The organism is Mesorhizobium sp. M0590 (assembly GCF_040320905.1).
Classification (GTDB): Bacteria; Pseudomonadota; Alphaproteobacteria; order Rhizobiales; family Rhizobiaceae; genus Mesorhizobium.
Genome location: NZ_JAMYQN010000012.1, coordinates 123655 through 139997 on the forward strand (window position 1 = coordinate 123655; position 16343 = coordinate 139997).

Here is a 16343-nt window from a genome sequence, read left to right on the forward strand (position 1 = left end):
ACCTCCCATGCGCAAGACACAGGCTCCCTCGGGGGCCTTTTTTATTGCCCGAAATACGACTAAACGACCAGCAATCGCCAGATGGCGAACAGTACGGGACCAGACCGATGAGCAGTGGACAGAATGAGCGGCGCGAGATGCCAAGAACTGAAATGCCAAGGGGCGAAATGACTGGCGCCGAAATGGTGGTGCAGGCGCTGAAGGACAACGGCGTCAAGCATGTTTTCGGCTATCCGGGCGGCGCGGTTCTGCCAATCTACGATGAAATCTTCCAGCAGGACGAGGTCGAGCACATCCTCGTCCGCCATGAGCAGGGCGCGGGCCATGCGGCGGAAGGCTATGCGCGCTCGACCGGCAAGGCCGGCGTCATGCTGGTGACCTCAGGGCCGGGCGCCACCAATGCGGTGACGCCATTGCAGGACGCGCTGATGGATTCGATCCCGCTGGTCTGCCTGACCGGCCAGGTGCCGACTTCGCTGATCGGCTCGGATGCGTTCCAGGAGTGCGACACGGTTGGCATCACGCGGCCCTGCACCAAGCACAACTGGCTGGTGAAGGACGTCAACGAGCTCGCGGCAACGATCCACGAGGCCTTCCATGTGGCAACCACAGGGCGCCCCGGTCCGGTCGTCGTCGACATTCCGAAGGACGTGCAGTTCGCCAAGGGTATCTATGTCCCGCCGCAGACGGCGCCGCGCACCAGCTACCAACCGAAGGTCCAGGGCGATCTGGAAAAGATCAAGGCGGCGGTCGAGCTGATGGCCGGCGCCAGGAAGCCGATCATCTATTCGGGCGGCGGCGTCATCAATTCCGGCCCGGAGGCGAGCCATCTGCTGCGCGAGCTGGTCGACCTCACCGGCTTTCCCATCACCTCGACGCTGATGGGCCTCGGCGCCTATCCGGCGTCGGGCAAGAACTGGATGGGCATGCTCGGTATGCACGGCACGTATGAAGCGAACATGGCGATGCACGATTGCGACGTCATGCTCTGCATCGGCGCGCGCTTCGACGACCGCATCACCGGGCGGCTCACCGCGTTCTCGCCGAATTCGAAGAAGATCCACATCGACATCGACCCGTCATCGATCAACAAGAACGTCCACACCGACGTGCCGATCATCGGCGATGTCGGGCGTGTGCTGGAGGATCTGGTGCGGCTGTGGCGGGCAACCGCCAAGGCCGACAAGAAAGCGCTTCACCCGTGGTGGGAGCAGATTGCCAAATGGCGCGCGCGCGATTCGCTCGCCTACAAGATGAACCACGAGGTGATCATGCCGCAATATGCCGTCCAGCGGCTCTATGCGCTGACCAAGGACCTCGACACCTACATCACCACCGAGGTCGGCCAGCATCAGATGTGGGCGGCACAGCACTATCATTTCGAGAAGCCGAACCGCTGGATGACCTCCGGCGGACTGGGCACGATGGGCTACGGCCTGCCGGCCGCGCTCGGCGTGCAGATCGCGCACCCGGATGCGCTGGTCATCGATATCGCCGGCGACGCCTCGGTGCAGATGACGATGCAGGAAATGAGCGCGGCGGTGCAGCACGAGGCGCCGATCAAGATCTTCATCCTCAACAACCAATATATGGGCATGGTGCGGCAGTGGCAGCAGCTGCTGCACGGCAACCGGCTGTCGCACTCCTACACCGAGGCGATGCCGGATTTCGTCAAGCTCGCCGAAGCCTATGGCGGCCACGGCATTCGCTGCGACAAGCCGGACGAGCTCGATGACGCTATCAAGGAGATGATCGGGGTCAAGAAGCCCGTCCTGTTCGACTGCCGCGTGGCGACGCTCGCCAACTGCTTCCCGATGATTCCGTCGGGCAAGGCGCATAACGAGATGCTGTTGCCTGACGAGGCGACCGACGAAGCTGTAGCCAACGCGATCGACGCCAAGGGCAGGGAACTGGTGTAGCCTGGTTCGAGGAAGCTGTGCGGAAACAGCAGATTAGCGCAAAAGTTTGAAATCGAGATCCATGTCATGAACGCACAGTTGCAACCGACCGGCTCCGCCTATTTTATCGCCAAGGAGACGGAAAAACCAGAGAACCACACGCTTTCGGTCCTGGTCGACAACGAGCCGGGCGTGCTTGCGCGGGTCATCGGCCTGTTTTCCGGACGTGGCTACAACATCGAGAGCCTGACGGTCTCGGAAACCGAGCACGAAAAGCACCTGTCGCGCATCACCATCGTGACGCGCGGCACGCCGCACGTGCTGGAGCAGATCAAGCACCAGCTCGAGCGCATCGTGCCGGTGCACCGCGTCGTCGATCTCACCGTGCGGTCGCAGGAATTCGGACAGGAGCGGCCATTGGAGCGGGAACTCGCGCTGGTCAAGGTCGCCGGCACCGGCGAAGCCCGCGTCGAGGCGCTCCGGCTCGCCGATGCATTCCGCGCCAGCGTCATCGATGCCAACACCGAGCATTTCATCTTCGAGATCACCGGCAAGGGCTCCAAGCTCGATCAGTTCATCGCCATCATGAAACCGCTCGGGCTAGTTGAAATCTGCCGTACCGGAGTGGCGGCGATGAACCGCGGCCCGCAAGGGATGTGATCATAATGCTCGCGGCGGCAATTCTAGCAGGCGCCGGCGCAATCGTTCTTGCGGTCACGACGGCGGCGGCCAGCCAGGAGCCGGTATTCGACAAGTCAGTGCTGCCGAAATTGTTTGAAGAAATCGACCGCAGGGGCACACCGAGCTACTATTTCCAACAATGCCCGGCCGATATTTGGCGCAGGGCGTCGGGCGTCGATGACGCGCTCTTTTCCACGCCGGGAATAGATTACCAAGGTTGTGAGAAAGACGTCTTGGCCTGTGCCAAGCGGTGTTTCGACGGACGCAGGGGCGAAGCCTGTTTCGAGACGGCCAGGGTCATCCAGGAGCACTCGCCAGAAGACAAGCAATGGACCGAGGAGATGTTCGCCCAGGCCTGCGCTACTGGCAGTATCGGCGGCTGCACAAATCGCGGCGCGGGAATTCTCTTGGGTCGGCTTGGGCTAAACAAACTGCTTGCCGCCGGTAGTGCCAATGAATCTTGCCCTTATCGCACATTCAAGCTGAGCTGCAATGAGGGCGATGCCTGGGGTTGCACCATGTATGGCAGCGCCCTTCAGCATGGTGAAGGCGTCTCTGTGGACGAAGCCGAGGCGATGGCCGCCTACAAAAAGTCTTGCGAGATCGCTGTGGAATTTGACGCCTGCCGATACGCCAAGGCGCTCATGAAAACGATGCAAAGCCGCTAGGGCTTTTCAGATTTGCGCAAGTGCGATCTTTGCGCTGCCTCGCCTCGACCAAGTTCTTTGCTTTCTCTCTTGATAGGGCGCGATACCGGGCAGACATCCTGAACAAATCCATTCAGCGTGTTCACAAGATTGTTCTGGACCAGAGAATAGTGGATGAACTGTCCGTGCCGCTCCTTGGCGATGAGCCCGGCCGTCTCCAGAATGCTCAAATGCTGCGAGATCGACGGCTTCGACATCTCGAAGCGCGCCGCGATCTCGCCCGCCGTTAGGGAAGAGTGCGCAAGATAGGCGAGGATCTTGCGCCGGGGCGCTGAAGATAGCGCTTCAAACACGCGCTGTATCGCGCCATTTGCGTGAGCAGCCGTTTCGGCATCCGCTGCGTGCTCTGCATCTTCGATCACTGTCTGCCACCTTGTGATGCCGAGGTGTTGGCTGCGCCTCGGTCCGCTTTTCTTATTTTCATTTAGACTATTGCCTAAATACCTAATTCGTAGTAGTAGACGATTAGCTTACTGCCTAAGTAACGGAAGACGCGCCAGAAGGCAAGGCTGTGGTCCGGAAATGTTCATGCAGGAGGAGGGGTACCGATGAAAACCATATCCACGGGCAGAATGATTTCCCAACAGGACAGTGACGCCGAAGACGGCAAAGTCGTGTGGGTGCCGGCAAAGTCGATCTGGGTCGGGGCGATGACGATCGCCGCCATTGTGTTGGGACCGATGACATTTAGCTGGAGTGCCTTCGCCTTATTCGTTGCGACAACGGCGGCGACAATCTGCGCCGGACACTCGGTGGGGATGCACCGTCTGCTCATCCACCGTTCGTTCAAGGTTCATATCTGGGTCGAGCATGCGCTGGTCTACCTTGGCGTGCTCGTCGGCATGGCCGGTCCTTTTGGGATGATCTATGCTCACGATATTCGTGACTGGGCTCAGCGCCAGACCGCATGTCACGATCTCCATGCCCATCGTCGGCCATTTTTCACCGATGCCTTCTGGCAGATGCATTGCGCGGTCGCTTTGCGCAATCCACCCACCTTCGTCATCGAACCCTCGATCAGGAATGACCTGTTCTACAAGTTCGTCGAACGCACCTGGATGCTGCAACAACTGCCCTGGGCGATCCTCTTTTTCGCGCTTGGCGGCTGGGATTGGGTGGTATGGGGAATCGCGGTGCGCGTTTCAGTGTCGCTTACCGGGCATTGGTTGGTTGGGCATTTTGCGCACCGAGATGGGGAGCAAGGATGGCGCGTCGACGACGTTGCCGTGCAAGGATACAATTTGCCGCGTTTCGGGCTGGTAACGTTCGGCGAGAGTTTCCACGGCAACCATCACGCGTTTCCCGAGTCTGCACGGCTTGGTCTGGAACACGGACAGATCGATCTCGGCTGGCTATTCATTCAGGTTCTGGCGATCCTGGGTCTGGCGCACAGCGTCAAGATTCCGGAGAATACGCCGAGACGCAAAGGGCTGCGACGCGTGCGCCGTCAGCGCGAAACTGCCCCGGATTCAGATCTATGGTCGGTGCAGCCTACCGCAGATAGATGTTCTCAGCGGATATTGGCCTAAGAAATGAAGGAACGCTTAGGGCGCGTGGACCAACGAATTGCATTTGCACTCAGCACTTCATCGATTTAAGTCAGTATTTCAGTATTATTGATCATTGCGATCCTCCATGACCTTCGATGCATTCCTTGCTCTGCTGGTTTATGCCTTCGTGACCTCGATCACGCCGGGTCCGAACAATTTCATGCTTTTGGCCTCGGGCGTGAATTTCGGCTTGGTCAAAACCGTGCCACACATGCTCGGCATCGGCTTCGGCTTCCTCGTGCTGTTGCTTGCCGTAGGCTTCGGGCTTGGCGCCGTGTTGACGGCCTTTCCGGTCCTGCATACCGGGTTGAAGATCGCCGGCGGCCTCTACTTGCTTTATCTCGCCTGGAAGATCGCCATGTCGCGCTCGCTCGGCGGCGAAGGCGAGGCGAAGGGCCAGCCGATGCGCTTCATCGAGGCTGCGGCTTTCCAGTGGGTCAATCCCAAAGCCTGGGTGATGGCGATTACAGCCATGGCCGTCTATACGAACCCGGAACGCCCGCTTGTGTCCGTGGTGCTGATCGCGGCCGCGTTCGCCGTCGTCATGCTGCCGAGCATTTCGACCTGGGTCGGTTTCGGCATGGCGCTGCGCGGTTTTCTGGCGGATACGGCGCGGCTCAAATGGTTCAACATCGCCATGGGTGTGATGCTGGCGGCGACATTGTGGCCGATGCTGCGCTAGCTGCCGTTTTATTGTGCACTGCACATTAAATCTTCGTAATGACGGGTTTTGGCCCTTTTTCGCCTTCGGCATCCTCTATTATCTGGCAAAATCGCGGCAAGAGGCTGCGAGTTGAGCTAGAGTGCGACCAGCGGAAATCGGCGTGTCGCGTTGAGAAGGCCTTTTGTCGATGCGCGGAAAGATCGTATTTGCGGTGATCGCTGCAGCCTGCCTTGCGGCGGCGTGGCTCTATTTTTCGCCCACCGCAATGACCGGTCTTCAGCAGATGCTGTCGGCGAAGCAGACCACGGCGGCGGCGGACAAACCCGCTGCAGCAGCAAATGCCGCTCGTTCGACTTCGGTGGTTGCCGCCACCGCTTCGACGGCCGATTTCCCGGTCCGGCGCTATGCCATCGGCTTTGTGTCCTCTCCTGCCGTGGTCAGCATCAACGCGCGGGTCTCGAGCCAGATCGTCGCAATCGCGGTCAAGGACGGACAGATGGTGAAGGCCGGCGACGTTCTTTTCTCGCTGGACGATCGCTCGTTGAAGGCGCAACTGGCACGCGATCAGGCGACGCTCGCAAAAGACCAGGCGCTGCTTGCCAGCGCCACGGCCGATCTTCAGCGCGCCAAAAATCTCGTCGCCAGGCAGGCCGGAACACAGCAGACCTACGATCAGGCCGTCGCGGCACAGAAATCCGCCGCGGCCACCGTCGACGCCGACAAGGCAACGATCGATGCGGACCAAATCCAGCTTGGCTTCGCCACGATCAGGGCGCCGATCTCCGGCAGGCTTGGCGCAGTCAGCGTCGCCGTCGGCGATCTCGTCACCACCAGCAACGGCAGCAGCACGTCGACTCCACTGGTGACGATCACGCAGGTCGACCCGCTGCAGGTGAACTTCAATCTCCCCGAAAGCGATCTTGCCTTGCTGCACAAGGCGCTGGCAGCGCCGCAGCAAGGTGCGGTGACGCTGACCAAGGACGGCGACCCGAAGCCGATCGGCAAGGGAACGCTGGATTTCGTCGATTCCAGCGTAGACACGGCGTCCGGCACGATCGCAACGCGGGCCAGTGTGCCCAACGCCGATCTTTCGCTATGGCCGGGCCAATACGTCAACGTCGTGCTCGATGCCGGCATCATGCCACAAATGACGTCCGTTCCGACGGTCGCCGTCCAGCCCAGCCAGAAGGGCCCGTTCGTCTATGTGATCAAGCCGGACAACACCGTTGAAATGCGGCCCGTGCAGGTCGCGCTGACAGAAGGCACCAACACCGCAATTAGCCAAGGATTGAAAAGCGGCGAGCGTGTCGTCGTCGAGGGTCAGACCAAACTGAAGAACGGCGCGGCGGTGCGCGAAGGCAAGGCTTCGACCGGCACCGGCGATCAGGCGGCTCCGAAGGTTGCCGAGGCTGACCGGACGGGCGGAACACAGCCATGATTTCCGAATTCTGCATCCGCAGGCCCGTCGCCACGCTGCTCATGTCGTTCGCCCTGGTTCTGGGCGGGCTATTTGCTTACAAATTCCTGCCGGTCGCGGCGCTGCCAAGCGCCGAATTTCCGGTTGTCAACGTCTCGGCCTCGCTGCCCGGGGCTTCGCCGGAAACCATGGCGACCTCGGTGGCAACGCCTCTGATCAAGCAGTTTGCCACTATCGCAGGCATCGATTCGATCTCGACGACCAACTCGCTCGGCTCGACCTCGATCGCCATTCAGTTCGTGCTCAACCGCGACATCGATGCAGCCGCCGCCGACGTGCAGGCAGCGATCGCACGCACGCAACGACAATTGCCGCCGGAGATGACCAGCCCGCCGAGCTACCGCAAGGTCAATCCAGCCGATGCGCCGATCCTGCTGATGTCGCTGGTCAGCGACACAATTCCGCTGACTGATCTCGACGCGTTTGCCGAGAATGTGATTTCGCCGTCGCTGTCGACGATCGACGGCGTTGCGCAGGTTTCGATCTATGGCCAGCAAAAATATGCCGTCCGCGTCCAGATCGATCCGACGGCGCTCGCCGCTCGCGGCATCTCGATCGACCAGCTGCAGACGGCCATTGCCTCGGCCAACAGCAACACGCCGCTCGGCGTGCTCAAGAACAACAAACAGCAGCTGACGATCACCGCGAACACGCAGCTGACCAATGCGGCAGGATTCTCCAACATCATCATCGCAACCAAGAACGGCCATCCGGTGCGGCTCGGCGAGGTGACCCGCGTCATCGATTCGGTCGAGACCACGACGACGGCAAGCTGGTATGACGGCACCCGCGCCATCATTATGGCGGTGCAGCGCCAGCCGGATGCCAATACCGTCGACGTCGTCGACCGCGTCAAGGCGATGCTACCTTCCTTCGACGATCAGATGCCGGCAGCGGCGAGCATCCAGTTGCTAAACGACCGCTCGACATCGGTCCGCGAGGCGGTCGATGACGTGCAGTTCACGCTCTTGCTCACCATCGCGCTGGTGGTGACGGTGATCTTCCTGTTCCTGCGCCGGGTAACGGCGACGGTCATCCCGGCCGTGGCGGTGCCGATTTCGCTCATCGCCACGCTGGGCGTGATGTACCTGTTCGGCTTTTCCATCGACAACGTCTCATTGATGGGGCTGACGCTGGCGGTCGGTCTTGTCGTCGACGATGCAATCGTCATGCTCGAAAACATTTTCCGCCATATGGAGGAGGACGGGCTCTCTGCCCTCGAGGCGTCGCTCAAGGGCGCGCGCGAGATCGGCTTCACCATCATCTCGATCTCGATCTCGCTGGTCGCCGTGTTCATTCCGGTGCTTTTGATGGGCGGCGTGATCGGGCGCATCTTCAACGAATTCGCGGTGGTGGTGACGGTCGCCATCCTGGCGTCGATGTTCGTCTCGCTGACGCTGACGCCGATGCTGTGCTCGCGGCTGTTGTCATTATCGAAAGCCGAGCAGAAAGCAGCGCACGGTGAAGGCCATAGACAAAACGTCTTCATGCAGGGCTATGACAGGCTGCTGACATTCTGCCTGCGCCACAATTTCCTTGTCTTCCTTGTCTTCCTGGTGACCGCCGGGCTGTCGGTGTGGCTGATCCAGATTTCGCCGAAGGGCTTCTTCCCGCAGGAGGATATCGGCCAGGTCTCGGTGACGACCATCGCGCGCCAGGACATTTCGTTTGACGCGATGGTGAAGCTGCAGGGGCAAGTGGCGGATGTCTTCACCCATTCGCCCTACGTCGCGCATGTCGGCTGGTCGGCGGGCAGTGGAAACAATGCGCTCAACCAGGGCCAGCTGTTTGTGCAGCTGAAAGACAAGGACCAGCGACCGAACATCGACAAGGTGCTTACGGACCTGCGGCGCCAGCTGGCCAATGTGCCCGGCATCGAAACCTACATGCAGCCGGTGCAGAACCTGCGGCTCGGCGCGCGTTCTTCGGCGAGTGCCTACCAGCTTGCCGTTCAGGGCCTCGATACCGGCCTGACGAACGTCTGGGCGCAGAGGCTGACGGACGCGATGGCTGCCGATCATGCCGCCTTCACCGACGTCACCAATGACCTGCAGAACAACGCGCTACAGGCGACGCTGGTGATCGACCGCGACAAGGCGGCGAACCTCGGCGTCGATACCGACACGCTGCGCTCCAGCCTCTATGGCGGTTTCGGCACCCAGCAGGTGTCGACCATCTTCGGTTCGGCCGACAGCTACGACGTGATCATGGAGCTCGATCCGAAGATCGAGTGGTCGCCCGAGCGGATGCTGGCCATCAAGGTGAGAACGGCGAGCGGCAGCCTGGTGCCGCTCGGTGCGTTCGCCCGCGTCGATCGGACCGCCGGTGCTTTGACCGTCAACCAGCTCGGCCAGCTTCCGGCAGTGACCATCTCCTACAATCTGCCGCAAGGCGTGGCCCTCGGCGACAGCGTGAGCCACATCAACGCGCTGAAGGACAAGATCGGCATGCCGCCGACGATCTCGACCGCCTTCTCGGGCACGGCCAAGACGTTCCAGGATTCGCTTTCCAACCAGGGGCTGCTGATCGGCGGCGCGATTCTGACCATCTATATCGTTCTCGGCATGCTCTATGAGAGCTTCATCCACCCGCTCACCATCCTGACCGGGCTTCCATCGGCGGTGCTCGGCGCGCTGGTGGCACTGCGGCTGGCGGGGATGGATCTTTCGGTGATCGCGGTGATCGGCATCCTGATGCTGATCGGCATCGTCAAGAAGAACGGCATCATGATGATCGACGTGGCGCTGGAACTCAGGCGCGAGGGGATGTCGCCTGTCGAATCCATCCACAAGGCCTGCCTGATGCGCTTCCGGCCGATCATGATGACCACGCTTGCCGCGCTGATGGGCACCATCCCGATCGCGCTCGGCACCGGCGCCAGCGCGGAATTGCGCCAGCCTCTCGGCGTGGCGGTGGTCGGCGGTCTTGTCGCCTCGCAGGCACTGACGCTGTTCGTCACGCCCGTCATTTACGTCTACATGGAGCATTTTTCCGGCTGGCTGGTCAGGCTGTGGGCACGGCGCCGGGGCGAGCCGAGCCCGGTCGAAGCGGTCGACCAGCCGTCACTGTTCGACGAGGAGGAAGAACCGGTGCCGCAGAAGGCGGCAGCCGAATAGCGCTGGCCCAAGCCGTGGTGCTTGCGGCCGGGGGTCCGCGATCGTAATTTGACGCCATGCCGCACAATCACGACCACGACAACGAGCTTGATCCTTTTGCGGCGCGGGTGCGCGCGCTGGAGACGATTCTCACCCGCAAAGGCCTGATCGATCCGGCGGCGATCGATGTTATCGTCGACACCTATGAGACCAAGATCGGGCCGCGCAACGGCGCAAAGGTGGTGGCGAAGGCCTGGGTTGATCCCGGGTTTGCCGCATGGCTGAAGCGTGATGCGACGGCGGCCATCGAATCGCTCGGCTACACCGGCCGGCAAGGCGAGCACATGCAGGCGGTGTTCAATACGGCCGACACGCACAACCTCGTCGTCTGCACGCTATGCTCCTGCTATCCGTGGTCGGTGCTCGGCCTGCCGCCGGTCTGGTACAAGGCGCCGCCCTACCGTTCGCGCGCAGTGATCGATCCGCGCGGCGTGCTCGAGGAATTCGGTCTGACCTTGCCGGCGAGGACGACAATCCGGGTGTGGGATTCGACCGCCGAGCTGCGCTATCTGGTGGTGCCGATGCGCCCCCGGGGTACGGAGGGCTGGGATGAGGCACGGCTCGCCGATCTGGTGACGCGCGATGCCATGATCGGCACGGCGCTGGCGCGGGAGCCAGCATGAACGGGCCGCAGGATCTCGGCGGCCAGATGGGTTTCGGGCCGGTCGCGCCCGAACCTGACGAACCCTATTTCCATGCCGATTGGGAAAGGCGGGCGCTGGGCGTGACGTTATGCGCCGGCGCCATGGGCGCCTGGACCATCGACGAGAGCCGGCACGCGCGGGAATCGCTGCATCCAGCGGATTATTATGCCTCCAGCTACTACCAGATATGGATCAAGGCGCTGGAGGTGCTGCTCAAACGCCATGGTTTCGTCAGCGACCGCGACCTGGCTACGGGCGACGCAGTCGATCCGGCAGCGACACCCAAACGGGTGCTGAAGGCTAAGGACGTTCCGGCGGTGCTGGCCAAGGGCGGGCACTGCGACCGGCCTGTCGCCGCGCCTGCGCGGTTCAAGGCGGGCGACCCCGTGCGAACCAAGAACTTTCATCCGACCGGCCACACCAGACTGCCGCGCTATGCACGCGGCAAGCGAGGCGTCGTCGAGGCTGTGCGCGACGGCTTTGTCTTTCCCGACAGCAATGCGCACGGCCAGGGCGAAAACCCGCAATGGGTCTATACGGTGGCCTTTACCGGCGGCGAAATCTGGGGCGAGGGCGCCGATCCGACACTTGTCGTGTCGATCGATGCCTGGGAGAGCTACCTTGAGCCGGTGTGAGACGGGCTCAGTCGCCGCCATGCTGCCCACCGGTGTCGAGGCGCCTGTGTTTGCCGAGCCGTGGCAAGCAGAGGCCTTTGCCATGACGGTAGCACTGCACGACAACGGGCTGTTTTCGTGGAGCGAATGGGCGGATGCTTTGTCGGCAGAGGTGAAGCAGCCGGGCGCCGCGCGCGACGGTCACGATTACTACGAGCACTGGCTGGCAGCGCTGGAAAAGCTGCTTTTGGCCAAGGGCGTTGCCGGAAAGCGCGACGTCGATGCGCTCGCCGCTGCCTGGGAACGCGCCGCGCACGCAACGCCGCATGGCAAGCCGATCCAGCTGGAGAACGATCCACAGCGGGCCGGGTAAGCTGCGGCCGCCTGGCCTTGTTCTCTTTACGTTCCTGTTCGTCACTGATAGCCTGACCCTGTCGCAGCGGCGTGATTGCCGGCGATGAAAATTGATGGTGACGGCAGTCACCTTGTCTTTCCCTCGCGAATCCGGTCTGTCGCGCTGATGGAATTCTCTCCTCAACAGGACGAAGCGCTGAAGGCGGTGGCCGGCTGGCTGAAAGCCGGCAAGCCGCAGCTGTTCCGGCTGTTCGGCTATGCCGGCACCGGCAAGACGACGCTGGCGCGCTATTTCGCCGAGCATGTCGACGGCCAGGTGCAGTTCGCCGCGTTTACGGGTAAGGCGGCGCAGGTGCTGCGTTCCAAGGGCGCGGTCAATGCCCGCACCATCCATTCGCTGATCTACCGGCCGAAGGGCGAAGAATCGGTAGCGGACGAGGTGACCGGCAAGACATCGATGTCGCCGACATTTTCGCTCAACCGGCAGAGCCCGATCTCGCGCGCCAAGCTCGTCGTCATCGACGAATGCTCAATGGTCGACGAGCAACTCGGCCGTGACCTGATGAGCTTCGGCACGCCGATCCTGGTGCTCGGCGATCCCGGCCAGTTGCCGCCAATCTCCGGCGGCGGCTTCTTCACCGACCACGAGCCGGACATTCTGCTCACCGAAATCCATCGCCAGGCGCGAGACAACCCGATCATCAGGCTGGCGCTCGACGTGCGCGAGGGCCGCGAATTCATGCGTGGCGACTATGGCGCGGCGCAAGTGATCGGCAAGGAAGACGTCACCCAGGAACTGGTGCTGAAGGCGGACCAGGTGCTGGTCGGTACCAACCGTACGCGCCGCCGTTATAACCAGCGGCTGCGCGAGCTGAAGGGGTTCAACGCCGATTATCCGCAGGCCGGCGACAAGCTGGTCTGCCTGCGCAACGATCCGGCCAAGGGGCTGCTCAACGGCTCGCTGTGGAAGGTGATGACCTCGTCGCGCGAGACGGTCAAGCCCGGCATCAATCTGCTGGTCTCACCAGAGGAAGATGACCCGGATCGCGGCGTCGCCAAGATCAAGCTGCTCAAAGCCGCATTCGAGGATCCCGACGCCGACATTCCCTGGCAGCAGAAGAAGCGCTTCGACGATTTCGATTACGGTTACGCGCTGACCGTGCACAAGGCGCAAGGGTCGCAATGGAACGAGATCGTGCTTTTCGACGAAAGCTGGGCATTCAAGGAAACTCGCCAGCGTTGGCTCTACACCGCGATCACGCGCGCGGCCGAACGGCTGACGATCGTCCGATAGGGCTGTCAGGTCCGTCGTATCAGCGCTGGGCGATCGGTCTGGCGTCAAGCCATTCCCAGGCGGCGGCTTCGTCCTTGGCCTCGAAATGCCGGAGTTCGATAGGCAAAGAGGCAGGCAAAAAGGCTCTTGCCTCCGGTATCCAGTTCGGCTCACCGATCGCCGCGCAGCGGCCGATATGCTCCACGGCATGAGCTATGCCCTGTTCGATCGTCTCGTCCGATACGTCGGCCCAGTCGACACCCTCATGGTCGATCAGGCGCACCAGCACGTCGATCTTCGGATGCAGCGCATAGGCCGCCTCCAGCAATCCGAACAGGTTTTCGGCGTCAGCCGCTGCGACATGGCCGACGACATCGATGGCGAAAAGATCTTCGCGATCGGTGTCGATGCGGCGAACCGCCGGCACGGCCTCGAGAAAATTCAACAGGGAACTCCTTGCGCTCGATTTTCTTCGCACACCTTGGAACACCTGAAACCCTCTGTCTGTTCCCGTTAAAGGCGGTATAGATGCGCGCCAAGATCAGCCTGGAGCCGTGCAAATGCCTGCAAAGCTTTCCGTCAACCTCAATGCGATCGCCATGCTGCGCAACCGGCGCGACCTGCCGTGGCCAAGCGTGACCGGGCTCGGACGCATTGCCCTTGCCGCCGGCGCGCATGGGCTCACGGTGCACCCGCGACCCGACGAGCGGCACACCAGGCATTCCGATCTGCCTGAGATCAGGGCGCTGATCGACGACGAGTTCCCGAATGCGGAATTCAACATCGAGGGCTATCCGACCGAGGATTTCCTGGCACTTGTGGAAAAGCACCAGCCGGAGCAGGTGACGCTGGTGCCCGACGACCCGGCGCAGGCGACTTCCGACCATGGCTGGAACTTCGCCGCCGAGGCTGCGTTCCTGACACCGGTCGTCAAGCGCCTGAAGAAGGGAGGCTTTCGCGTATCGCTGTTTTCCGATCCGGATCCCGCTGGCGTGAAAGCCGCTCGCGACACCGGCGCCGACCGGATCGAACTCTATACGGGTCCATATGGCAGCTATCATTCCGATTCGGCAAAAGCGGCTAAGGAATTGGAGAAATTGGGAAAAACGGCGGATGCCGCACTGGCTGCAGGGCTCCAGGTCAACGCCGGGCACGACCTTGTGGTGAGCAATTTGCCGGCACTGGCCAGGTGTATCCCGGCATTGGCCGAAGTGTCGATCGGACATGGGTTGACAGCCGATGCGTTGGAGTATGGCATGGCCGCAACGGTCAGGCGGTTTCTGAAGGCTTGTGGCTGGTAGAGAAAGGCGAGCCGATAGGCCGTGCGTTCCCGGCACGGCAGCGCGTCCTTTCCATCCCCGCAGCATAGAGCGCCGCACGTCTATGGGAGTGTCGTCCATGGCCCTTGCCAACGCTGGTAGCGAGGCGGAACCCATCGAACAATCCAGCCACTCCAAGGCCGAGCAGCACAGCACCAAGATCCTGATGCTCGGCGCGCTCGGCGTGGTCTATGGCGACATCGGCACCAGCCCGATCTATGCGTTCCGTGAGGCGTTGCATGCTTCGGCTGGCGGCAATGTCGCCAACCGCGGCGACATCCTCGGGGTGCTGTCGCTGATCATCTGGGCGCTGACCATCACTGTCACCGTCAAATACATCATGTTCGTGCTGCGCGCCGACAACCGGGGCGAGGGTGGCACGCTGTCGTTGATGGCATTGGCACGCGGCAGCTTCCCGAAGCGGTCGGCGGTGATCCTCGGCATAGGCATCGTCGGCTCGGCGCTTTTTTTCGGTGACGCAGTCATCACGCCGGCAATTTCGGTGCTATCGGCGGTCGAAGGCATGAACGTCGTCACGCCGGCGTTCCAGCCCTATGTGGTGCCGCTGACGCTGGTCATCCTGGCGATGCTGTTCGCGGTGCAGCGATTCGGCACGGGCGGCGTCGGACTGGTGTTCGGGCCCGTCACCGCGGTGTGGTTCCTGGCCATCGGACTGTCCGGCCTCAACCATATCATCGACGACCCGGAAATCCTGCTGGCAATCAGCCCACATTACATCGTTTCGTTCTTGGTCAACTCGCCTGACGTCGCCTTCGTCACGGTTGGCGCGGTCTTTCTCGCCGTTACCGGCGCCGAGGCGCTCTATGCCGATCTCGGCCATTTCGGGCGCAAGCCCATTGTACTCGCCTGGCTGGCGATCGTATTCCCTTGCTTGCTGCTCAACTATGTCGGGCAGGGGGCCTTCGTGCTGGCAAATGGCGGCGTTGTCGGTCATCCCTTTTTCGAGATGAACGAAGGCTGGACGCTCATTCCCATGGTCGTGCTGGCGACCGCCGCGACCGTGATCGCCAGCCAGGCGGTGATCTCCGGCGCTTTCTCGCTGACCAGGCAAGCGGTGCAGCTCAACATGCTGCCGCGTTTCGAGATCCAGCATACGTCGGAGAAACAGTCCGGCCAGATCTACCTGCCACGCGTCAACATGCTGCTGGCGCTGGTGGTGATGCTGCTGGTGGTCGGCTTCGGCGAATCCAGCAGGCTTGCCTCGGCCTACGGCATTTCAGTGACCGGCAACATGCTGGTGACCAACATACTGCTTTTTGTCGTCATGACCCGCATCTGGAAATGGCCGCTCGGCGTTGCAGTGGCCTTGACGGCGTTGTTCGCCTCCGTCGATACCGGTTTCTTTGCCGCCAACATTGTCAAGGTGTTCGAAGGCGGCTGGTCCTCGCTGGCGGTGGCCGCAGTGATTGTCATGACCATGTGGACCTGGATAAGAGGCACCAGATACCTGTTCGAAAAAACTCGAAGGAACGAGGTCCCGCTCGATTTCCTCGCCGGCAATCTGCTGAAGAAGAAGCCGCATCTGGTGTCGGGCACCGCGGTGTTCCTGACCAGCGACCCGCTGAGTGCGCCGACCGCGCTGATGCACAGCCTGAAGCATTACAAGGTGCTGCACGAGCAGAACGTCATCCTTTCGGTGGTGACGGCACCGCAGCCTGTCGTGCCCGACAGCGAGCGCGTCAAGATGGAGCAAATCAACGAGCTGTTCATGCGGGTGACGCTGACCTTCGGCTATATGGAGCAGCCCAACATTCCGCGCGCGCTGGCGATCTGCCGCAAGCAAGGCTGGAAGTTCGACATCATGACGACATCGTTCTTCCTGTCGCGGCGCTCTCTCAAGGCCTCGCCCAATTCCGGCATGCCGGTCTGGCAGGACAAGCTGTTCATCGGGCTGGCGCGCACGGCGGCCGATGCGACGGAGTATTTCCAGATCCCGACCGGACGGGTAGTCGAGATCGGGACGCAGGTGGCTATTTAAAAATGTGT

General features: G+C 61.8%; 15 protein-coding genes. 13 read left to right on the plus strand and 2 right to left on the minus strand.

Translation table 11 applies throughout. The features are described 5' to 3' along the window. Positions 1 to 167 precede the first annotated feature (167 nt). The 3 genes from NKI52_RS20615 (at position 168) to NKI52_RS20625 (ending at position 3247) form a co-directional block, all read left to right on the plus strand. Positions 168 to 1919 carry an acetolactate synthase 3 large subunit gene (locus tag NKI52_RS20615; protein WP_352570430.1) on the plus strand — a complete coding sequence of 584 codons (1752 nt, stop codon included), beginning with the start codon at positions 168 to 170 and terminating at the stop codon, positions 1917 to 1919. Between the two features lie 66 nt (positions 1920 to 1985). Then, positions 1986 to 2558 carry an acetolactate synthase small subunit gene (ilvN, locus tag NKI52_RS20620; RefSeq protein ID WP_023676680.1) on the plus strand — a complete coding sequence of 191 codons (573 nt, stop codon included), beginning with the start codon at positions 1986 to 1988 and terminating at the stop codon, positions 2556 to 2558. A gap of 5 nt (positions 2559 to 2563) precedes the next feature. After that, a complete protein-coding gene (locus tag NKI52_RS20625) occupies positions 2564 to 3247 on the plus strand; it encodes an SEL1-like repeat protein (protein ID WP_352589592.1) in 684 nt (227 codons plus the stop codon). Here the strand turns inward: NKI52_RS20625 and NKI52_RS20630 are convergent. Beyond that, positions 3244 to 3648 (minus strand): metalloregulator ArsR/SmtB family transcription factor, encoded by a 405-nt coding sequence (locus NKI52_RS20630; protein ID WP_352570428.1) that lies wholly within the window; start codon positions 3646 to 3648, stop codon positions 3244 to 3246. The two genes, NKI52_RS20625 and NKI52_RS20630, sit on opposite strands and share 4 nt — an antisense overlap. Positions 3649 to 3834: 186 nt before the next feature. On the opposite strand from NKI52_RS20630, the gene NKI52_RS20635 reads away from it, so the two are divergent. From NKI52_RS20635 to NKI52_RS20670, 8 genes are all read left to right on the plus strand, one after another. Continuing rightward, positions 3835 to 4815 (plus strand): acyl-CoA desaturase, encoded by a 981-nt coding sequence (locus NKI52_RS20635; RefSeq protein WP_352699313.1) that lies wholly within the window; start codon positions 3835 to 3837, stop codon positions 4813 to 4815. 106 nt (positions 4816 to 4921) lie between these two features. After that, positions 4922 to 5518, plus strand: coding sequence for a LysE family translocator (locus NKI52_RS20640; RefSeq protein WP_352699315.1), 597 nt, complete (start codon positions 4922 to 4924; stop codon positions 5516 to 5518). 169 nt (positions 5519 to 5687) lie between these two features. Beyond that, entirely contained in the window at positions 5688 to 6938 is a 1251-nt protein-coding gene (locus NKI52_RS20645; RefSeq protein ID WP_352699317.1) for an efflux RND transporter periplasmic adaptor subunit, read from the plus strand. Continuing rightward, complete coding sequence (locus NKI52_RS20650; protein WP_352699319.1) at positions 6935 to 10093, plus strand: efflux RND transporter permease subunit; 3159 nt, start codon at positions 6935 to 6937, stop codon at positions 10091 to 10093. The genes NKI52_RS20645 and NKI52_RS20650 overlap by 4 nt, the downstream gene beginning before the upstream one ends. 56 nt (positions 10094 to 10149) lie before the next feature. Then, positions 10150 to 10755: a nitrile hydratase subunit alpha gene (gene nthA / locus NKI52_RS20655; RefSeq protein WP_352570421.1), complete on the plus strand. Its 606-nt coding sequence runs from the start codon at positions 10150 to 10152 to the stop codon at positions 10753 to 10755. Then, positions 10752 to 11411, plus strand: a complete 660-nt coding sequence (gene nthB, locus NKI52_RS20660) for a nitrile hydratase subunit beta (RefSeq protein ID WP_352699321.1) — start codon at positions 10752 to 10754, stop codon at positions 11409 to 11411. The genes nthA and nthB overlap by 4 nt, the downstream gene beginning before the upstream one ends. Positions 11412 to 11430: 19 nt before the next feature. Then, the gene (locus NKI52_RS20665; protein WP_352699382.1) at positions 11431 to 11763 is read left to right on the plus strand and encodes a nitrile hydratase accessory protein; all 333 of its coding nucleotides are present in this window, start codon (positions 11431 to 11433) and stop codon (positions 11761 to 11763) included. A gap of 147 nt (positions 11764 to 11910) precedes the next feature. Continuing rightward, complete coding sequence (locus NKI52_RS20670) at positions 11911 to 13038, plus strand: ATP-dependent DNA helicase (protein WP_023720791.1); 1128 nt, start codon at positions 11911 to 11913, stop codon at positions 13036 to 13038. Positions 13039 to 13057: 19 nt separating this feature from the next. Here NKI52_RS20670 and NKI52_RS20675 read toward each other — a convergent pair whose 3' ends face one another. Then, positions 13058 to 13462, minus strand: coding sequence for a SpoIIAA family protein (locus NKI52_RS20675; protein ID WP_352450052.1), 405 nt, complete (start codon positions 13460 to 13462; stop codon positions 13058 to 13060). A 115-nt stretch (positions 13463 to 13577) separates the two neighbouring features. Here NKI52_RS20675 and NKI52_RS20680 point away from each other — a divergent pair, with 115 nt between their 5' ends. Both NKI52_RS20680 and NKI52_RS20685 read left to right on the plus strand, forming a co-directional pair. Then, complete coding sequence (locus NKI52_RS20680) at positions 13578 to 14318, plus strand: pyridoxine 5'-phosphate synthase (protein ID WP_352699323.1); 741 nt, start codon at positions 13578 to 13580, stop codon at positions 14316 to 14318. Between the two features lie 97 nt (positions 14319 to 14415). Continuing rightward, a complete protein-coding gene (locus NKI52_RS20685) occupies positions 14416 to 16335 on the plus strand; it encodes a potassium transporter Kup (protein ID WP_352456499.1) in 1920 nt (639 codons plus the stop codon). Positions 16336 to 16343: the final 8 nt, after the last annotated feature.

Bases quoted from the DNA above. Each gene is read 5' to 3' on its own strand.
- NKI52_RS20615 (WP_352570430.1), top strand. From the start codon at position 168: ATGACTGGCGCCGAAATGGTGGTGCAGGCGCTGAAGGACAACGGCGTC.
- NKI52_RS20640 (WP_352699315.1), top strand. From the start codon at position 4,922: ATGACCTTCGATGCATTCCTTGCTCTGCTGGTTTATGCCTTCGTGACC.
- NKI52_RS20670 (WP_023720791.1), top strand. From the start codon at position 11,911: ATGGAATTCTCTCCTCAACAGGACGAAGCGCTGAAGGCGGTGGCCGGC.
- ilvN (WP_023676680.1), top strand. From the start codon at position 1,986: ATGAACGCACAGTTGCAACCGACCGGCTCCGCCTATTTTATCGCCAAG.
- nthB (WP_352699321.1), top strand. From the start codon at position 10,752: ATGAACGGGCCGCAGGATCTCGGCGGCCAGATGGGTTTCGGGCCGGTC.
- NKI52_RS20625 (WP_352589592.1), top strand. From the start codon at position 2,564: ATGCTCGCGGCGGCAATTCTAGCAGGCGCCGGCGCAATCGTTCTTGCG.
- NKI52_RS20635 (WP_352699313.1), top strand. From the start codon at position 3,835: ATGAAAACCATATCCACGGGCAGAATGATTTCCCAACAGGACAGTGAC.
- NKI52_RS20685 (WP_352456499.1), top strand. From the start codon at position 14,416: ATGGCCCTTGCCAACGCTGGTAGCGAGGCGGAACCCATCGAACAATCC.
- NKI52_RS20645 (WP_352699317.1), top strand. From the start codon at position 5,688: ATGCGCGGAAAGATCGTATTTGCGGTGATCGCTGCAGCCTGCCTTGCG.
- NKI52_RS20680 (WP_352699323.1), top strand. From the start codon at position 13,578: ATGCCTGCAAAGCTTTCCGTCAACCTCAATGCGATCGCCATGCTGCGC.
- NKI52_RS20650 (WP_352699319.1), top strand. From the start codon at position 6,935: ATGATTTCCGAATTCTGCATCCGCAGGCCCGTCGCCACGCTGCTCATG.
- nthA (WP_352570421.1), top strand. From the start codon at position 10,150: ATGCCGCACAATCACGACCACGACAACGAGCTTGATCCTTTTGCGGCG.
- NKI52_RS20665 (WP_352699382.1), top strand. From the start codon at position 11,431: ATGCTGCCCACCGGTGTCGAGGCGCCTGTGTTTGCCGAGCCGTGGCAA.